The following is a 14,938-nucleotide window of genomic DNA, read 5'->3' on the forward strand; positions in this document are numbered from 1 at the left end:
TCAATTAAGCTATGCGGCTTTTTAATTGTTATAATGTTACTTTTCTAATTCTTTCTTCCCAATCTAAAGGCAACTCCTAAATTGATGAATGACAATACATTTCGACCAACCTCGGCATATACTCCAAATACGGAAGTAGGATAGTATCTAATGCCAACCATACCGCCACCAAAAAAGCGGCCTCTGGAATTGACCTCATGGGAATAAAGGTTTTGTTCATAGCCCATAAGTACGCCTACATAAATATCCAATTTGTCAGTAAAGAGGTCAGCTCCGGTCAAATCCTCGATCATATTGTAGAAGTGGAAAGTACCTCTGGCACCCGTGCTTAGGGTAGTTGCCCTGCGCGTTCTGCTATTGTACCTTCTGGTAGCAACTCCGAAATATCCGCCCACGCCTACATAATCGTGCACACCGCCTTCTATTCCGAAAACTACGGGAATGGTAAAGCCTCTTCTTACTGCCACTCCGGGATAATATCCGTAGCCACCAAGTCCGATACCTAATTGGGGCACTACTTTTCCTTTATTAAACCCTCTGATTTCATCTTGGGCATTTACATTTTCTGTTGTGAAAATGATGCATAAACTTAAAACTGCTGAAATTAATATTCCCTTCTTCATAACGTGTAATTTTTAATGATTGAATAAATAGTATAGTAAGCATTAAAACAAACTCACAATAGTTCTGTCCTGATTAAAGTTGTAAAGTTATTCCGGTATATCAAAAACTTAGAATCATTATTGTGATAAATTACGTTAAAAATCCATTAAGACAAGATTTAACAAGGCTTAACAATAATCATTTTCGGACAATTAAAATTAAAAACTCAGTATTTATTGCGTTCACTCCAAAGCAATTTTAATTTGCCAATACTGGGGAAGAAAGTCGTGAAAAATGCCAGTGGCAAAGATGCAGCCAACCATATCAGCAGACTTATTATCCAGTGCATATCAAATGTTTGCAAAAGCATAGCAAGTAAAACCAAAGCTGTTGTAAATGTGAAAATCTGAACTAAGTAGTTTAATCTAAAAGGAATAGAAAAATTTATCCATACACTAATAATTTGCGCTGCACCTACCAATACCTGGGTCATTAATGTTGCAGCCGCAGCACCATATGCCCCGTATTCGGGAATTAATAAGTAATTGAGCAAAATATTCAGGAATGCCCCTGTGAGTGCAATGCTGTTGAGCAATTTTAGTTTCTTGCCGGCTAAAAGCAAGGTGCCGAAAACATATACCATAGCTGTTCCAAAAAAGGAACTGATCAGCAAAACAAAAACTTCAGAATAATACAAATCAGCTGCGGGATATAGCAAAAACATCAATTCCTTCCCATAGAAATAGCTCCCCAGGCAAAGCAACAAAGCTGCCCCGCCCAGCAAGCGCGCACCCAACCCGAGCAGTGCCACTATAGATTCTCCTTTGGACAACATTCTGGAAAACATTGGCAGCAATAAAGACGCAAACAAATAAGCAAACATATTTACTGCATCGAGCAAGCGAAATGAAGCAGCATATATACCCGCTTCCTCAGCTCCCTGATCACCCAGCATACGCTCAATCATCACCCCATCTATGCGGCTGTAAATTGACATTAACAACCCTACAAAAGCAAAAGGGGCAGTAGCGCTGAGCAGTGGAAGAATGGATTTACTTTCCCAATTCCAGCTGACTTCACCGGCTTTGCGCAAAAGCCAAGCAAAGGCAAAAATAGCTGTAAGGCCCCAGGAGAGTGTTTGCAGGTATATAAAATATTGAATTTCAAAGGCATCTGAAAGTGAAATTAATAGGCTGCCGACCAGGAGAATCATCAGTACTCTGTCGCTGACCGAAAGCCAGGCATCTTCTCGAAAAGCCTGAAGGCCAGCCATCCCCGATCTGAAAAACAGCAGGAAAGAAAGAAAGACTTGCCCCATACACAGAATTAAAAGCCAGTACAATTGTTGTCCTTCAAAACCCACCAGGTATGCTGCTAAAAGTGTAAGTGCCAGATAAAAAAAACTCAGGAACATTTTAAGTAAAAACAAAGTGCCGAGGTTTTCCATCAGGCTGCCTTCATTAGAAGATACTTCCCTGTTGTTGAAGTTGCTAATGCCAAAATCGAGCAATACATACAACAATACAGAAAAGTTATACAGCGAAAAATAGTTGCCATACTCGGCTGCACCTACCTGGTTTTGCACCACCCTGTCAATTCCAAAAATCCAGAATGGTTTGACAAGCAAATTGACAAACAGCAGAAACCCAAGATGAGAGACAAATTTTCGTGTCATTTCTCTAATTAAGCCTTAAAAATAAATATTATTGCAGTGAGCAACCGTAAATTGAAATTTTAATCCCGCTATATGAAAATTGCTGTGAACACCCGTTTTTTACTTTCAGGACAATTGGAGGGCATCGGGTGGTTCACTCATGAGACTTTGAAACGCATTACACGCAATCATCCCGAGCACGAATTCATCTTCTTTTTTGACCGTCCCTACTCACAGGAGTTTATTTTTTCCGATAATATAACACCAATAGTCCTTTATCCACCGGCACGCCATCCCTTGCTATTTTATGTTTGGTTCGAGTGGTCAGTGAAAAATGCATTAAAAAAACACAAAGCTGATGCTTTTATTTCCAGTGATGGGTTTATGAGCCTCTCTACAGATGTTCCTACATTATTGGTGATTCACGACCTGGCTTTTGAGCATTTCCCCGAACATATCAATTGGTGGGATAGAAAATACTACCGCTACTTTATGCCCAAATTTGCAAAAGCTGCAAAGCGCATAGCCACTGTTTCTAATTATTCAAAACAAGATATCGTAAAACATTACGGAGTTTCTGAAAATAAAATTGATGTGGTTTACAATGGTGTAAATGACAAATTCAAAACAGATAATGCTTCAAATCATTCTACAAAAATTGAGCAGTCTTATTTTCTTTTTGCAGGAGCCATTCAACCGCGCAAGAATCTGGGAAATATTCTCAGGGCATTTGACAGCTTTAAAGCAAAAACCAATACCCCTGTTCAACTAATAGTAGCCGGAAGAAAAGCCTGGAGATATGAGCAAGATCTGTTGGTCTGGGAAAATATGCAGTTCAAAGATGATGTGCAGTTTATTGACCATCAGACTCCTCAGCAATTGTCCGTATTGATGCAAAATGCACTAGCACTGGTTTATGTTTCTTTATTCGAAGGTTTTGGCATTCCAATTATTGAAGCCATGCGCTGTAAAACTCCGGTAATTACTTCCAAAACAAGTTCTATGCCCGAAGTAGCAGGAGATGCGGGCTTGCTATGCAACCCTAACAAACCTGCTGAAATTGCAGATGCTATGACCCGGATATATGAAAATCCAGAACTGCGAAAAGCACTGATTGAAAAATCTGAAGAACAACAAATGAAATTCTCATGGGACAAAACAGCTGATAAACTATGGGCTGCTTTTGAGAAGATGATGAGTTAAAACTTAACAAGGCTCCTTTTCATCAACTCATCCTGCTTTTTATTCCTGGAAGCATAAATGCCATACATCACGGCATCATACGTGAGCAAATAAATGCCTTGCAACATTACAGAATAACCAAATCCCTTGATCATCTCTGCTCTTTCTGGCTTAGCAATGCGTTTTGAGCGTTCATACATCCACAAACCGGAAAGCGTATAACCAACATCCAGTCCGGCATTGAGCAAATAAACCGTTTTGCTGCTTCTGAAACTTTTAGAAATTTGAAGCGGATCAGTTTCCACTTCTTTCTTTTTCATATAAGAAATTAAACTAGGCAAGGCAATTGCAAAATTCACTGCTCCCCAGCTCAGGTTCATCAAGTGAAAATTTCGCTGTGCACCTTCAGTAATCGGTGCAGCAATACTACCCGACACCATATTTGCCAAGCCCCAGCTTCCCAGGCTGATCATTCCTCTTTTGCTGATTTGTTTGTTTCTTTGTTCAAAAGCCTTCCAGTCTTCTGCCAAGTTGCTTTCCTGAGCCAAAGCAGGCATTAAAATCAAGTGAATCATTCCCACAACAAATATCAATCGAATGCTTTTCATAAGCGGTTTTTTATCATTTTCAAAACAGTATCTTTGCGCCATCATTTAGATACATAATACAAATGAAAGAAATTTTAGTTTTAGAATCTGTCAATAAAACTTATGGAGATTATAAAGCAAATGATGCCATAAGCTTTTCAGTTCCTGCCAATACAATATTTGGGCTACTGGGACCAAATGGTGCAGGAAAAACAACATTGATCCGCATCATCACCAATATTTTAAAAGCCGATTCGGGAAAGATATACATTGATGGCGAACTATTAAAGCTCAAACACAGAGAAGTGATTGGGTATATGCCTGAAGAACGCGGACTTTACCGACAAATGAGAGTTGGCGAACACCTGATGTACCTGGCACAGCTCAAAGGTCTTTCAAAAAAAGTAGCCCGGCAAAAAATAGATGAATGGCTGGAAAAATTTGGCGTAGTAGATTGGTGGAATAAAAAAATAGAAGAGCTTTCGAAAGGCATGCAGCAAAAAATCCAGTTTATCGCTACTGTTATCCACGAACCCAAATTGTTGATTTTAGACGAGCCATTTTCCGGTCTGGATCCAGTAAATGCCAACCTGATCAAAAAAGAGATTTACGAATTAAAGAGCAAAGGCACAAGCATTATATTTTCAACCCACAATATGGAATCGGTTGAGGAAATTTGCGAGGAGATTGTGCTGATAAATCAGGGGAAAAATATATTAAGTGGAAAAGTAGCGGAAATCAAACAGCGCTATAAGCAAAATCGATTTGAAATTGAATACTATGGTGCTTTACCTGACACAATTACAAAAAATTACAATATTGTAGAACAGCAAGAACAATCGCTTATTCTGCAAGCTGAAGAAAATATTTCTTCTACGAATGCTTTGCTTAAAGATTTGCTGGCAAGTGGCATAGAAATTAAAAGCTTTAATGAAGTGCTGCCTCGAATCAATGAAATTTTCATTAGAGAGGTTTCAAAATAATTGAACAATGAAAAAAACCTGGCTCATCATACAGCGCGAATACATTACCAGAGTGCGCAAAAAATCATTTATCATTATCACATTGCTGGCACCTTTTGGCTTTGCTTTGTTTTTTCTGGCGGCCATTTTGATTTCGGGCTACAGCGATTCCAAAAAGCGAGTGGCAGTTATTGACAATAGTGGTTTGTTTGAAAAGGGTTTTAAAGACAGTCAAACGCTCTATTTCTTCAAGGAAAACAAAGAACTGGAAGCGTATCGAGACAATTTTCAGGAGGACAACTACGATGGTATTCTCTTTATTCCGCCTATTAAGAATATGGACAATCCACGAGGTATAATGTATATCTCCAACAAACAACTCGGACTGCGTTCCCTCAGCTATATTGAAGCCCAGATCAAGGAAAACCTGAAAAATATTAAAATTGAACAGGCCAATCTGGACAAGGATTTTCTAAGGCAACTGGAAAATATTGATGTGCGGATTGAATCGAAAGTTTTTGGGGCAGAAGGCGAAGAAAAATCAGGAAGCACTGCACTTGCTACGGTAATGGGGTATGTGATGGGCTTTATTATTTACATAGCCCTTTTTATTTATGGCTCAATGGTGATGAAAGGGGTGATGGAAGAAAAAACCAACCGTGTGGTAGAGGTAATGTCCTCTTCCGTGAAACCCATTCAGTTGATGCTTGGGAAAATCATTGGTGTAGGTGGAGTTGGGCTCACACAATTTTTGCTATGGGGTGTTTTGATCATAATCACTCAATTTGGATTAACGCTTATGTTTAGCGATAAACTGATGGAAATGTCAAAAACACAGGCAGATACCGCAGCTATGGGCGGCATGGATCCCGAGGAAGTAGCTCGCATTCTCGAAAGCCTACAGGGTGTAGATTTTGGAGCCATGTTTCTTTATTTTATTTTCTTTTTTGTTTTTGGCTATCTGATCTATGGGGCTTTGTTTGCAGCTATTGGCGCAGCTTCCAACGATGATGGTGATATGCAGTCCCTGAATTTTATTGTGTCCATTCCGATTATCGCATCCATTTTTATTATGACATCGGTAATTCAGGAGCCCGAAAGCGGATTGGCATTTTGGGGCTCTATTATTCCATTCACTTCTCCCATTGTAATGATGGCGCGCCTGCCTTTTGGCCCTGCTACCTGGGAGATACTGCTCTCCATGCTTTGCTTGGTGCTTGGTTTCCTCGGTACGGTATGGATCGCAGGGAGAATATACCGAACGGGAATTTTGCTCTACGGAAAAAAAGTCAGCCTGCTCGAATTGGGCAAATGGATATTTTCTAATGAATGATCTGTTAATAATCTCATACCCCATCCCCAATAATCTTATACAAAACCGGCTTGCTTGGAGAAGCGTCCAATTCCAGCGGGCAGATTTGCAGGTTGAGCAAATAATTACCGTCAGAAATGGAATCGGGTACATAAATCAGTTCGGTAATTGTAGCTGATTTCCGGGTGTAAAAGGGATATTGCCAAAAAGCCTTGTGTGCGGCCAGTGCTCCACCATCCTCTTCTTTATCCACCGAGGGCAGATCCACCAGTAGATGCTGAATATTTTCCTCTGCAAGATATGCCAGTGCCTCAGGCTCAAAATAAGGCGGGTTTTTACCGGAATATTTGGCCACCAATTTCAAACGGTCATTGGGTAGTGTTCTAACTATCAGTGCTTCAGCATCTGAGTCTTTTAATGCTTTTGTCAATTGCGAAGTGGTAATCATTAAATCACCATTGCTCATTTCTACCGGCTTAATACTAATCAATTTGGCAAGGGCGAAAAACTTCTTCAAATTTTCATTAATAGAGTAAAATTCCTTTGCGATGTGTCCCACACATTCTGTATGTGTACCATTGCCATGTGGGTTGATGTGTACATTGTAAAAATTTACTGGACCTCCTTCTTGAGTACTGCCCACAAAATCTCCTGCGCGAACCGGCTCTGCTTCAGGCATAGGTGCAAAAAAAGCATTTACACAGTTTTTGTTCGGATGCAACGGAATGGAAATATCCAGCGGCTTGTCCAAATTCACTTTGAACATTTGGTCATTATGTGAGATTTTCGCCAGCATTGCTTCAGAGAATTTAGTCATTGAAATGAATAAGCTTAAATTTATGCAATTAAGCGTTTTGATAAAAACTAAAATTATGAATGACACTCCCACAGCAGCAGAACTTATTGATGAAAGATTGATAGAACAGTTGATAGAAGCAGACAAAGGCGGAAGACCGGTCGAAGATTTCTTTCAAAACCCGGAAAAGGCTCAATTCAGGATTTCTCCCGATGGCAAATGGATTGCCTGGCTCGCACCCTGGGAAAAGCGCATGAATATTTTTGTGAAAGAATACAGCTCAGATAAAATCAAACGCATCACATCACAGAAAGAACGCGATATCCCGGGCTATACCTGGGTCAATAACAATCAGCTGGTTTATATGATGGACGATGGTGGCGATGAAAACCACCACCTTTTTGTAACAGACAAAGCAGGGAAAAGCGAAAAAGACCTCACTCCTTTTGAAGGGGTAAAAGTAGAATTGATCGATGATCTGGAAGATAGAGATGAAGAACTGATCATTGGCATGAACAAAAACAACCCGCAATTATTTGAGCCCTACTTGATCAATATCAGCACCGGTAAACTGAAACAACTGGCAGAGAACAACAATCCCGAATTGCCTATAATGGGCTGGCTGCCCGATCACAATGGAGAAATAAGGGTAGCGCTGAGTATGAGTGATGGCGTCAACAGCAATATTCTTTACAGAGCAAATACTGCCGATGATTTTCATACAATTATTACTACCAATTTTAAAGAAACAGTGCAACCGCTGTTTTTCACATTTGACAATAAAGCGCTTTATGCTTTGTCAAACCTGGGCAGAGACAAAACTGCCGTAATCAAACTGAATCCTGATGATGGAAAAGAAATGGAAGTACTGGGCGAAAATCCCGATTACGATTTAGACGGACTGCACTATTCCGAAAAGCGAAAAGTACTCACCGCTATTTCTTATACAGGAGAAAAACGTGAACGTATATTCTTAGACAATGAGACTAAAGCTATTTTTAGTTTTCTAAGAAAAGAACTGGGCAATTATGAAATTGTAATTGCAGATTCAGACAAGGCAGAGGAAAAATTTATCGTTCGCACATACAGCGACCGTTCACTTGGAGATTATTATCTACTTGACTGGCCGGAAAAAAAGCTCATACATCTTTCAGAAGTCAATCCGCTTTTGAAAGAAGAGGAAATGGCTGAAATGAAGCCAATAACTTATAAAAGCCGCGATGGTTTGAGCATTCACGGCTATCTTACTTTGCCCAAAAACACTAAAGCTGAAAACCTTCCTGTTGTGATCAATCCGCATGGCGGCCCCTGGCACAGAGATGTTTGGGGATTTAACCCGGAAGTGCAACTTTTGGCCGACCGAGGCTATGCAGTATTGCAGATGAATTTTAGAGGCTCAATCGGATATGGGCGAAAATTCTGGGAAAGCAGCTTTAAACAATGGGGCATGAAAATGCAGGATGATATCAGTGATGGTGTGCAGTGGCTGATTGATGAAGGCATTGCAGATCCCGAAAGAATTGCCATTTACGGAGGCAGTTATGGCGGTTATGCTACGCTGGCAGGAATTGCCTTTACGCCTCAACTTTATACCTGTGCCATTGATTATGTGGGCGTTTCAAATCTGTTCACATTTATGGAAACCTTTCCGCCCTACTGGAAACCCTACAAGGAAATGATGTATGAAATGGTGGGCAATCCCAATGACGAAACAGATAAGGAAATGATGCATGCTGCTTCGCCTGTTTTTCACATCGATAAAATACAATGTCCACTATTTGTGGTGCAAGGTGCAAAAGACCCGAGGGTAAATATTGAGGAATCCAATCAAATTGTAAAATCCCTAAAGGAAAAAAACATTGAAGTGCCTTACCTGGTGAAAGAAAATGAGGGGCATGGTTTTAGAAATGAAGAAAACCGCTTTGAATTCTACCGTGCACTTTGTGGATTTTTGAAATTGTATTTGTAGGGATATAGCTGTCTTTCCAAATTGCTGATTAAGGCTGCTGACTCTTTCCGCGGTATAATTGAAACTTTAATAGGTCTTATTATATTTGGATAAAAGTAAGCACATGCCTAAAATTTTTGAGTATTTAGGGGTTTTGATATTTTTTTATTCAAATGAACACGACCCTATTCATGTTCATGCTAGAAAAGGGGAGTTTGAAAGCAAAGCAGAGTTTTATATAGTGGATGGTAAAATTCATGAAATAAAAATTAAAAATGTAAAAGGAGCAAAACCATTATCAGGAAAAGACTTAAAGAATTTTCAAATCTTCTTGTCAAAATTTGCAGATGAGGTAGTAAAAAAGTGGGTAGATTATTTTGTTTACCATAAAAATGTAGATTTTGAAAAAATATCAAAAAAACTAAAATGAAAATATCAGTTGATTACACAAAACAAGATGAATTGGTGCTGAAGATTGTATCGGCTAAGTATTTGGCTGATTATGTGATCCGCATTCAGTTCAATGATGGTACGGAAAAAATAATTGATTTCAAGCCTTTCTTAAAAAATGCAGTGCATCCTTCCATTAAGAAATACTTGGATGAATCGGTTTTTGCAAAATTTGATATAGTTGATGGAAATTTAAACTGGAATGATTATGATTTGATTTTTCCCATTTGGGATTTGTACAACAATAATATTCTGAAGGATTTAGATTAGCTTTCAGAAGTCATACTGCCATTACATAAATAGGGCTGCTAAATCATCATTTTCTGTTACTGAACTGGCCTAACAAAAAACTGCTCATACCTTTTAAAGGTCTTTCCAAAAACAAAATCCTGTATGGTGAAAAAAGCTTCTCCATTGTAAAGTGCATAATAATTCTCCAGGTCTCTGTTTATATCTTTTCCTGAAGGAGTGTATTGCATAGAGGAGCGTTTGTTTAGCGGCATATAGAAAACCTTTAGTTTATCACTGCGGCCACCTTTTCCCTTAGCTTCAAGAATTGCTATGGGTTCATTGGAAAGAATGGAATCTTTCTTTTCGTAATTTTCTGCAAAACCCTCGGCATTTAATTTTTTGAAAAAGCTGAGATATTCAGTTATCAATGCAGCATTGACTTCCCCTTTTATTTCAGGCAAGGTATCGTTGTAGGGCATTAGCACGACCTGTTCTTCATTTTGTCTAATGCGAAATGAGGCCGCTGGATCTTTGGGATAATAGAGGCTTACTTCTTTGATGTCGCCCAGTTGATAACGAAAAATATTCAAGTCACGCCAGTCCAGCTCATCAGTAAAATAGCGACTTTTCAACTCGGCAACGTAGCCGGGAATATGACAAACATAAGGCCTCTTAGCAGTTCTGCCATCTACCTGCATAATCATAAAAGCACCATGACTATTTGCGGGTGCACGTCCTACAAAATAGGTTTTGAAAGGGTGGCTCTTTTCTTTGTACAATTCTACTTTTACTGCATTTGTAGCAAGATCCTTCACTACCATATCCCACTGCGAGTCAGGCACAGGATAATTGACCTGAACATTTTTGAGTGTGCTTATCAACACATCAATCTTTTCAGGCATTGCGCGGTATTTTTTATTCAATAGCCATGAGCTATTTTCTTGTTTTTCAAGTAAAATTGTATTTCCGCTACTTTTATCTGCCAGAAAAATCTTTACGAGCTCATCCGGGTTTTCAACAGCAAAGTCTTTTTCATCAGGTACTTGATTTTTCTGTTTTTGTTCCCACAGAATATAGATACTCAAAGCTGCAATGAGTATAAAAACCAGTATAAAGAATATGTTTTTTACTTTCAAGTTTTCAAATTTCAAGTTCAAATGAAGACAACTGCTGAATCAGGCTGCATATTTCCTTTTTCGCCTGAAAAAATAAATCACTGCAAAGATGAGCATAATAATAATGGGTAAAACCAAATTCAGTACCTGCCAGTATGCTTTTTCAGATTTAACCTTTTGTGGATCGAGCAGGCGCAGACGTACTTCTTTATTGCGGGTATCAATCAATTGATTTTCATCCAAAAGATATTCAATGCAATTGAGTAAAAAATCTTTATTGGCAAATGTCCTTTCGGTATAAACATCAAATCCGAGTGGATACACATTGCCCCTACTACCAATCTGGCTTTGAATGATATCACCATCCCCTATCACAATCATTTTGTTGAAATCCGATTTTTCTTTGAATTCAACACCCTCAATACTGTCGATCAATGTCTGGGTTTTCTCAGTAAGCCTGTTCTTAAAAACCGATTCAAATTCTCCTTCGAGCAATACAGCCAGGGGTAAATGCGATTGAGGAAATGCCCTGGGCTCAGGTTGTAATTTTACTTGGGAAAAATGCACACGTACTGGAGCCATCAGTGCTTTGCTGTACTTTGAGCTATTGAGTAATATTTTCTTGCGAATGTTTTCATTTTTCAAAGTATCAATAGTGCTGGCAAATTCAAAAAGCACGGCATCCAAATTACGGGAAATAGGATGAAGGTTTTCACCCGTTACCAGTGTTTTATAATACCAGGGAAACATTTGTGTTTGAGGGGCATCTCCTACAGAACCAACTACTAAAGGTATTTTTCCGCAGCGCATATCCTGTAGCAAATCATTGTTCAGGCGTACTCCATAACGAAACAATTGATCCTCAAGATTTAAATTTCTCGGTTTTGCAAAATAGGCATTTTTATTTCTCAGGCTATCCATGTGGGCAACCATAGGATCAATCAACCATAGCACGCTCCCTCCGTGCATTATAAACTGGTCGATCTTGTATTTTTCAATCTCATCAAAACGCTCTTTTGGCTGCGCTATAATCAATACATTGAATTTTTCAACAAGCGAAAGCTGTTGGGTAACATCTACCATTTCTACCTGGTAGCGCTGTTCCTGCAAGGTTTTAATCATATCGGACAGGCGTGTTTCCCCTGCTTCTCCATGTCCAGCAGTAAAACCAATTTTAGGACTCCTTCTCTGTATTAGTTTTTTGATCTGATTGGCAAATTTGTACTCCAATAATTCTATGCTGTTGTTGAGTACCTGTTCGGGGCCATAACCTATCTGGTTTTCCAATAGCTGAACAGCTGCTGCTTTTCCCCGGTAGCTGATCAATGCGCCCGGAAAAATAACTTTTTGGGAAAATTGCTCATCGCCCTTTACCTGGAGATTGGTGGGCTTTATACCGGATTCCACCAGAAAGTCATAAGCTTTTTTGCGTTCTTCCATATCCTCAATGGCAGTGGGGTCAATAAACTGGTATTCTATTCGCGCACCTGATACTGCTTTGAATTCATCCAAAAGTTCACGAGTAGCTCTTTGCAGACGTTTAAAGCCAGCAGGAAACTCACCTTCAAGATAAATTTTGACATAAACATGGTCTTCTAATCCACCCAAAAGAGATTTTGTAGAAGAGGATAAGGTATATCTTTTTTCAGAAGTAAGGTCAAATCTTTTGTAGAAATGTTGTGCTACAAAATTGAGCATAAAAAGGAATAGCAGGACAACTATCAGTCTTGCAAAAGCTTTGTTTCTATTATTTGAAATAATGCGCTTTACCATTTTCTGCTCTCAAAGGATATTTTAGTCAAATAGAGAAATAAAGCAATTAGGCTTAGGAAATAAACAATATCTCGGGAGTCTATTACACCTCGTGAAATACTGTTGTAGTGATAATTAATCCCCATCCATTGCAGTGCACTGTCGATTCCCCCATAGAACAAATCAAGTTCACTAATAAAGTCGAAAGCCATATAAAAAACAAAACAAAGGAACACGGCAAGCACAAATGCTACAATTTGATTTTTGCTTAAAGTAGAGGCAAAAAGACCGATGGCCACAAAAACTGCTGCAAGAAAAAACAGACCGATATAGGCACCTGTAATGCCTCCACTGTCGAGGTTTCCAGGAGGAAAGCCCAATTGGTGCACAGCGTAATAATACACCAATGTAGGCAGCAGACTGAATAAAACAAGCGTCAATGCAGCTAAGTATTTTCCAAAAATAATCTTGTTTTCGCTCAGGGGCTTGGTTACCAGCATTTCTATTGTACCGGTGCTGAATTCTTCAGAAAAACTGCGCATGGTAACAGCCGGTATTAAAAACATAAATACCCAGGGTGCAATCAAAAACAAAGGATCAAGTGTGGCGTAACCATATTCCAGGATTGCAGTATCTGGAAAAACCCAAACAAAGAGCCCGGTAGCAACAAGAAACACTGTAATTGAAATATAGGCTATCAGTGAGCTGAAAAAGGCATTGATCTCTTTGAAGTAGATGCTCCACATAATTTTAGCCTTTTGACTTTGTCATATCCTGAAATACATCTTCCATATTCACCTGCTTTTGGTCCAGTGTCAGAAGTGTGTAGCCTTTGTCGGTGGCAAATTTAAAAAGTGCTTCGCGGATGTCTTTTCCTGCAATAATGTTGAAATTTTCTCCATCAACGCTTACACTTTTAACATCGGGCAGTGCTTCAAGCTCTGAAGCCGATACTTTGTCTTTGAATACCAGGCGAATTTCAAAAGCACCCTTGTCTCTTTTTTGCAGGTTTTCTGTGGTGTCATCGGCTACAATCTTTCCATTGTTTATAATCAGTACCCTGTCGCAGAGTGCTTGCACTTCTTGCATGATATGGGTGGAAAGAATCACGGTTTTTTCTTTGCCAAAATCACGGATCAGGGCGCGAATTTCAGTAAGCTGATTGGGATCGAGGCCTGAGGTCGGCTCGTCCAGAATTAATACTTCAGGATTGTGCAGCATGGCCTGTGCCAACCCTACACGTTGCTTGTAGCCTTTTGACAATTGCCCTATTTTCTTTTTGCGCTCGGGCACAAGTCCTGTCAGCTCTATCATTTCCTCGATCCTGTTTTTTGAATTGCTTCCCAATTGATAAAGTCCGGCAATAAATTCAAGATATTCGCGCACATACATGTCGAAATAGAGCGGGTTGCTTTCTGGTAGATAGCCGATTTTTTTGCGCACTTCCATGGGTTCTTCCGCAGTATCAAAACCACAGACTTTGGCAGTGCCGCTGCTTTGGGGCAAATAGCAGCTCAGTATTTTCATGGTAGTGGATTTTCCCGCACCATTTGGACCTAAAAAACCGAGTATTTCCCCTTTGGAAATCTCAAAACTTACATTGTCAACAGCATGCTGCTGAGCATAAATTTTACTGAGATTAGAAACTGAAACTGACATGGGGAAATAAATTAGCCGTGCAAATTTAAAGAATGCATTGATCAGAGGCTTTAGGGCTGCTGTTATATTCTGTTAACCCCCTACCCTGATAAAAATTCTGAATGTGGTCAAAAATCCCGCAGCATTCTTTCCATTTCAATTTCCTTACAAATTTCATCGGTACTGCTCACGGGGATCAGTAAATCTGTTTTTCTACTATCGAGTACAATTCCGGCCGTGGCTTCTGCCCAACCAGGTGCCTGATCGTAGCAGAGCACTTTTTTACCAAATTGCCATGCAATTGCCAGTTCAGAAAGTGTGCCTGCACCTCCACCTGCTGCTACAATAATGTCCCCTGAATTTATTAAAATGGCATTTCTTGTATGCCCCATTCCGGTGGGAATAACAATATCGCAATAAGGATTGGCTTTGTCTTTATTGAAATAGGGTGAAATTCCAGTGCAAACAGTTTTTCTGTCTTTTACTGAGGAAAAGCCTTTAAAGACAGCTTCCATAAACCCATTCAGAGCCCCGGAAAAAAGATGTACTTCTATTTTAGCAAGCTTTTCACCCAATTCTTCTCCAAAATTATAGAGCTTATCATTACAAAGCGTTCCACTTGAACCTATAATTGTTACCTGAAAAGATGGTTTGGACATTTTTCCAATATACAAAAAAAAGACCCAAAACAAAATATGTGTTTTAGGC

At 39.4% G+C, this 14,938-nt stretch carries 15 protein-coding genes; 6 read left to right on the forward strand and 9 right to left on the reverse strand.

The genetic code is table 11. The features are described from left to right. Window positions 1-44: 44 nt before the first annotated feature. Window positions 45-623: a hypothetical protein gene (locus WD048_05740; protein MEX0811698.1), complete on the reverse strand. Its 579-nt coding sequence runs from the start codon at window positions 621-623 to the stop codon at window positions 45-47. Between the two features lie 206 nt (window positions 624-829). After that, window positions 830-2,278 carry an oligosaccharide flippase family protein gene (locus WD048_05745; protein ID MEX0811699.1) on the reverse strand — a complete coding sequence of 483 codons (1,449 nt, stop codon included), beginning with the start codon at window positions 2,276-2,278 and terminating at the stop codon, window positions 830-832. A 72-nt stretch (window positions 2,279-2,350) separates the two neighbouring features. Here WD048_05745 and WD048_05750 point away from each other — a divergent pair, with 72 nt between their 5' ends. Beyond that, the gene (locus WD048_05750) at window positions 2,351-3,460 is read left to right on the forward strand and encodes a glycosyltransferase family 1 protein (GenBank protein ID MEX0811700.1); all 1,110 of its coding nucleotides are present in this window, start codon (window positions 2,351-2,353) and stop codon (window positions 3,458-3,460) included. On the opposite strand, the gene WD048_05755 is transcribed toward WD048_05750, so the two are convergent. Beyond that, window positions 3,457-4,047 carry a hypothetical protein gene (locus tag WD048_05755; GenBank protein MEX0811701.1) on the reverse strand — a complete coding sequence of 197 codons (591 nt, stop codon included), beginning with the start codon at window positions 4,045-4,047 and terminating at the stop codon, window positions 3,457-3,459. The genes WD048_05750 and WD048_05755 overlap by 4 nt on opposite strands. A 62-nt stretch (window positions 4,048-4,109) precedes the next feature. On the opposite strand from WD048_05755, the gene WD048_05760 reads away from it, so the two are divergent. Beyond that, on the forward strand, window positions 4,110-5,009 hold the full coding sequence (locus WD048_05760) for an ATP-binding cassette domain-containing protein (protein ID MEX0811702.1): 900 nt from the start codon (window positions 4,110-4,112) through the stop codon (window positions 5,007-5,009). Between the two features lie 7 nt (window positions 5,010-5,016). Next, window positions 5,017-6,321, forward strand: coding sequence for an ABC transporter permease (locus tag WD048_05765; protein MEX0811703.1), 1,305 nt, complete (start codon window positions 5,017-5,019; stop codon window positions 6,319-6,321). Between the two features lie 13 nt (window positions 6,322-6,334). Here WD048_05765 and WD048_05770 read toward each other — a convergent pair whose 3' ends face one another. Further along, window positions 6,335-7,117: a cyclase family protein gene (locus tag WD048_05770; protein MEX0811704.1), complete on the reverse strand. Its 783-nt coding sequence runs from the start codon at window positions 7,115-7,117 to the stop codon at window positions 6,335-6,337. Window positions 7,118-7,172: 55 nt separating this feature from the next. On the opposite strand from WD048_05770, the gene WD048_05775 reads away from it, so the two are divergent. From WD048_05775 to WD048_05785, 3 genes are all read left to right on the forward strand, one after another. Beyond that, window positions 7,173-9,065 (forward strand): S9 family peptidase, encoded by a 1,893-nt coding sequence (locus tag WD048_05775; protein ID MEX0811705.1) that lies wholly within the window; start codon window positions 7,173-7,175, stop codon window positions 9,063-9,065. 103 nt (window positions 9,066-9,168) lie between these two features. Continuing rightward, window positions 9,169-9,474: a DUF4160 domain-containing protein gene (locus WD048_05780; GenBank protein ID MEX0811706.1), complete on the forward strand. Its 306-nt coding sequence runs from the start codon at window positions 9,169-9,171 to the stop codon at window positions 9,472-9,474. Then, window positions 9,471-9,764, forward strand: a complete 294-nt coding sequence (locus WD048_05785) for a DUF2442 domain-containing protein (protein MEX0811707.1) — start codon at window positions 9,471-9,473, stop codon at window positions 9,762-9,764. Before WD048_05780 ends, WD048_05785 begins: the two co-directional genes overlap by 4 nt. Before the next feature lie 56 nt (window positions 9,765-9,820). On the opposite strand, the gene WD048_05790 is transcribed toward WD048_05785, so the two are convergent. The 5 genes from WD048_05790 to WD048_05810 form a co-directional block, all read right to left on the reverse strand. Next, on the reverse strand, window positions 9,821-10,861 hold the full coding sequence (locus WD048_05790) for a DUF4340 domain-containing protein (protein MEX0811708.1): 1,041 nt from the start codon (window positions 10,859-10,861) through the stop codon (window positions 9,821-9,823). Between the two features lie 39 nt (window positions 10,862-10,900). Next, entirely contained in the window at window positions 10,901-12,613 is a 1,713-nt protein-coding gene (gene gldG / locus WD048_05795; protein ID MEX0811709.1) for a gliding motility-associated ABC transporter substrate-binding protein GldG, read from the reverse strand. Continuing rightward, window positions 12,607-13,338, reverse strand: coding sequence for a gliding motility-associated ABC transporter permease subunit GldF (gldF, locus tag WD048_05800; protein ID MEX0811710.1), 732 nt, complete (start codon window positions 13,336-13,338; stop codon window positions 12,607-12,609). Before gldF ends, gldG begins: the two co-directional genes overlap by 7 nt. Before the next feature lie 4 nt (window positions 13,339-13,342). Beyond that, complete coding sequence (gene gldA / locus WD048_05805) at window positions 13,343-14,251, reverse strand: gliding motility-associated ABC transporter ATP-binding subunit GldA (protein MEX0811711.1); 909 nt, start codon at window positions 14,249-14,251, stop codon at window positions 13,343-13,345. Window positions 14,252-14,358: 107 nt separating this feature from the next. Next, window positions 14,359-14,889: a hypothetical protein gene (locus WD048_05810; protein MEX0811712.1), complete on the reverse strand. Its 531-nt coding sequence runs from the start codon at window positions 14,887-14,889 to the stop codon at window positions 14,359-14,361. Between the last annotated feature and the right edge of the window lie 49 nt (window positions 14,890-14,938).

This window comes from Chitinophagales bacterium (assembly GCA_040877935.1).
Lineage (GTDB): Bacteria > Bacteroidota > Bacteroidia > Chitinophagales > CAIOSU01 > JBBDNB01.

Bases quoted from the DNA above. Each gene is read 5' to 3' on its own strand.
- WD048_05740 (MEX0811698.1), bottom strand. From the start codon at position 623: ATGAAGAAGGGAATATTAATTTCAGCAGTTTTAAGTTTATGCATCATT.
- WD048_05745 (MEX0811699.1), bottom strand. From the start codon at position 2,278: ATGACACGAAAATTTGTCTCTCATCTTGGGTTTCTGCTGTTTGTCAAT.
- WD048_05750 (MEX0811700.1), top strand. From the start codon at position 2,351: ATGAAAATTGCTGTGAACACCCGTTTTTTACTTTCAGGACAATTGGAG.
- WD048_05755 (MEX0811701.1), bottom strand. From the start codon at position 4,047: ATGAAAAGCATTCGATTGATATTTGTTGTGGGAATGATTCACTTGATT.
- WD048_05760 (MEX0811702.1), top strand. From the start codon at position 4,110: ATGAAAGAAATTTTAGTTTTAGAATCTGTCAATAAAACTTATGGAGAT.
- WD048_05765 (MEX0811703.1), top strand. From the start codon at position 5,017: ATGAAAAAAACCTGGCTCATCATACAGCGCGAATACATTACCAGAGTG.
- WD048_05770 (MEX0811704.1), bottom strand. From the start codon at position 7,117: ATGACTAAATTCTCTGAAGCAATGCTGGCGAAAATCTCACATAATGAC.
- WD048_05775 (MEX0811705.1), top strand. From the start codon at position 7,173: ATGAATGACACTCCCACAGCAGCAGAACTTATTGATGAAAGATTGATA.
- WD048_05780 (MEX0811706.1), top strand. From the start codon at position 9,169: ATGCCTAAAATTTTTGAGTATTTAGGGGTTTTGATATTTTTTTATTCA.
- WD048_05785 (MEX0811707.1), top strand. From the start codon at position 9,471: ATGAAAATATCAGTTGATTACACAAAACAAGATGAATTGGTGCTGAAG.
- gldG (MEX0811709.1), bottom strand. From the start codon at position 12,613: ATGGTAAAGCGCATTATTTCAAATAATAGAAACAAAGCTTTTGCAAGA.
- gldF (MEX0811710.1), bottom strand. From the start codon at position 13,338: ATGTGGAGCATCTACTTCAAAGAGATCAATGCCTTTTTCAGCTCACTG.
- gldA (MEX0811711.1), bottom strand. From the start codon at position 14,251: ATGTCAGTTTCAGTTTCTAATCTCAGTAAAATTTATGCTCAGCAGCAT.
- WD048_05810 (MEX0811712.1), bottom strand. From the start codon at position 14,889: ATGTCCAAACCATCTTTTCAGGTAACAATTATAGGTTCAAGTGGAACG.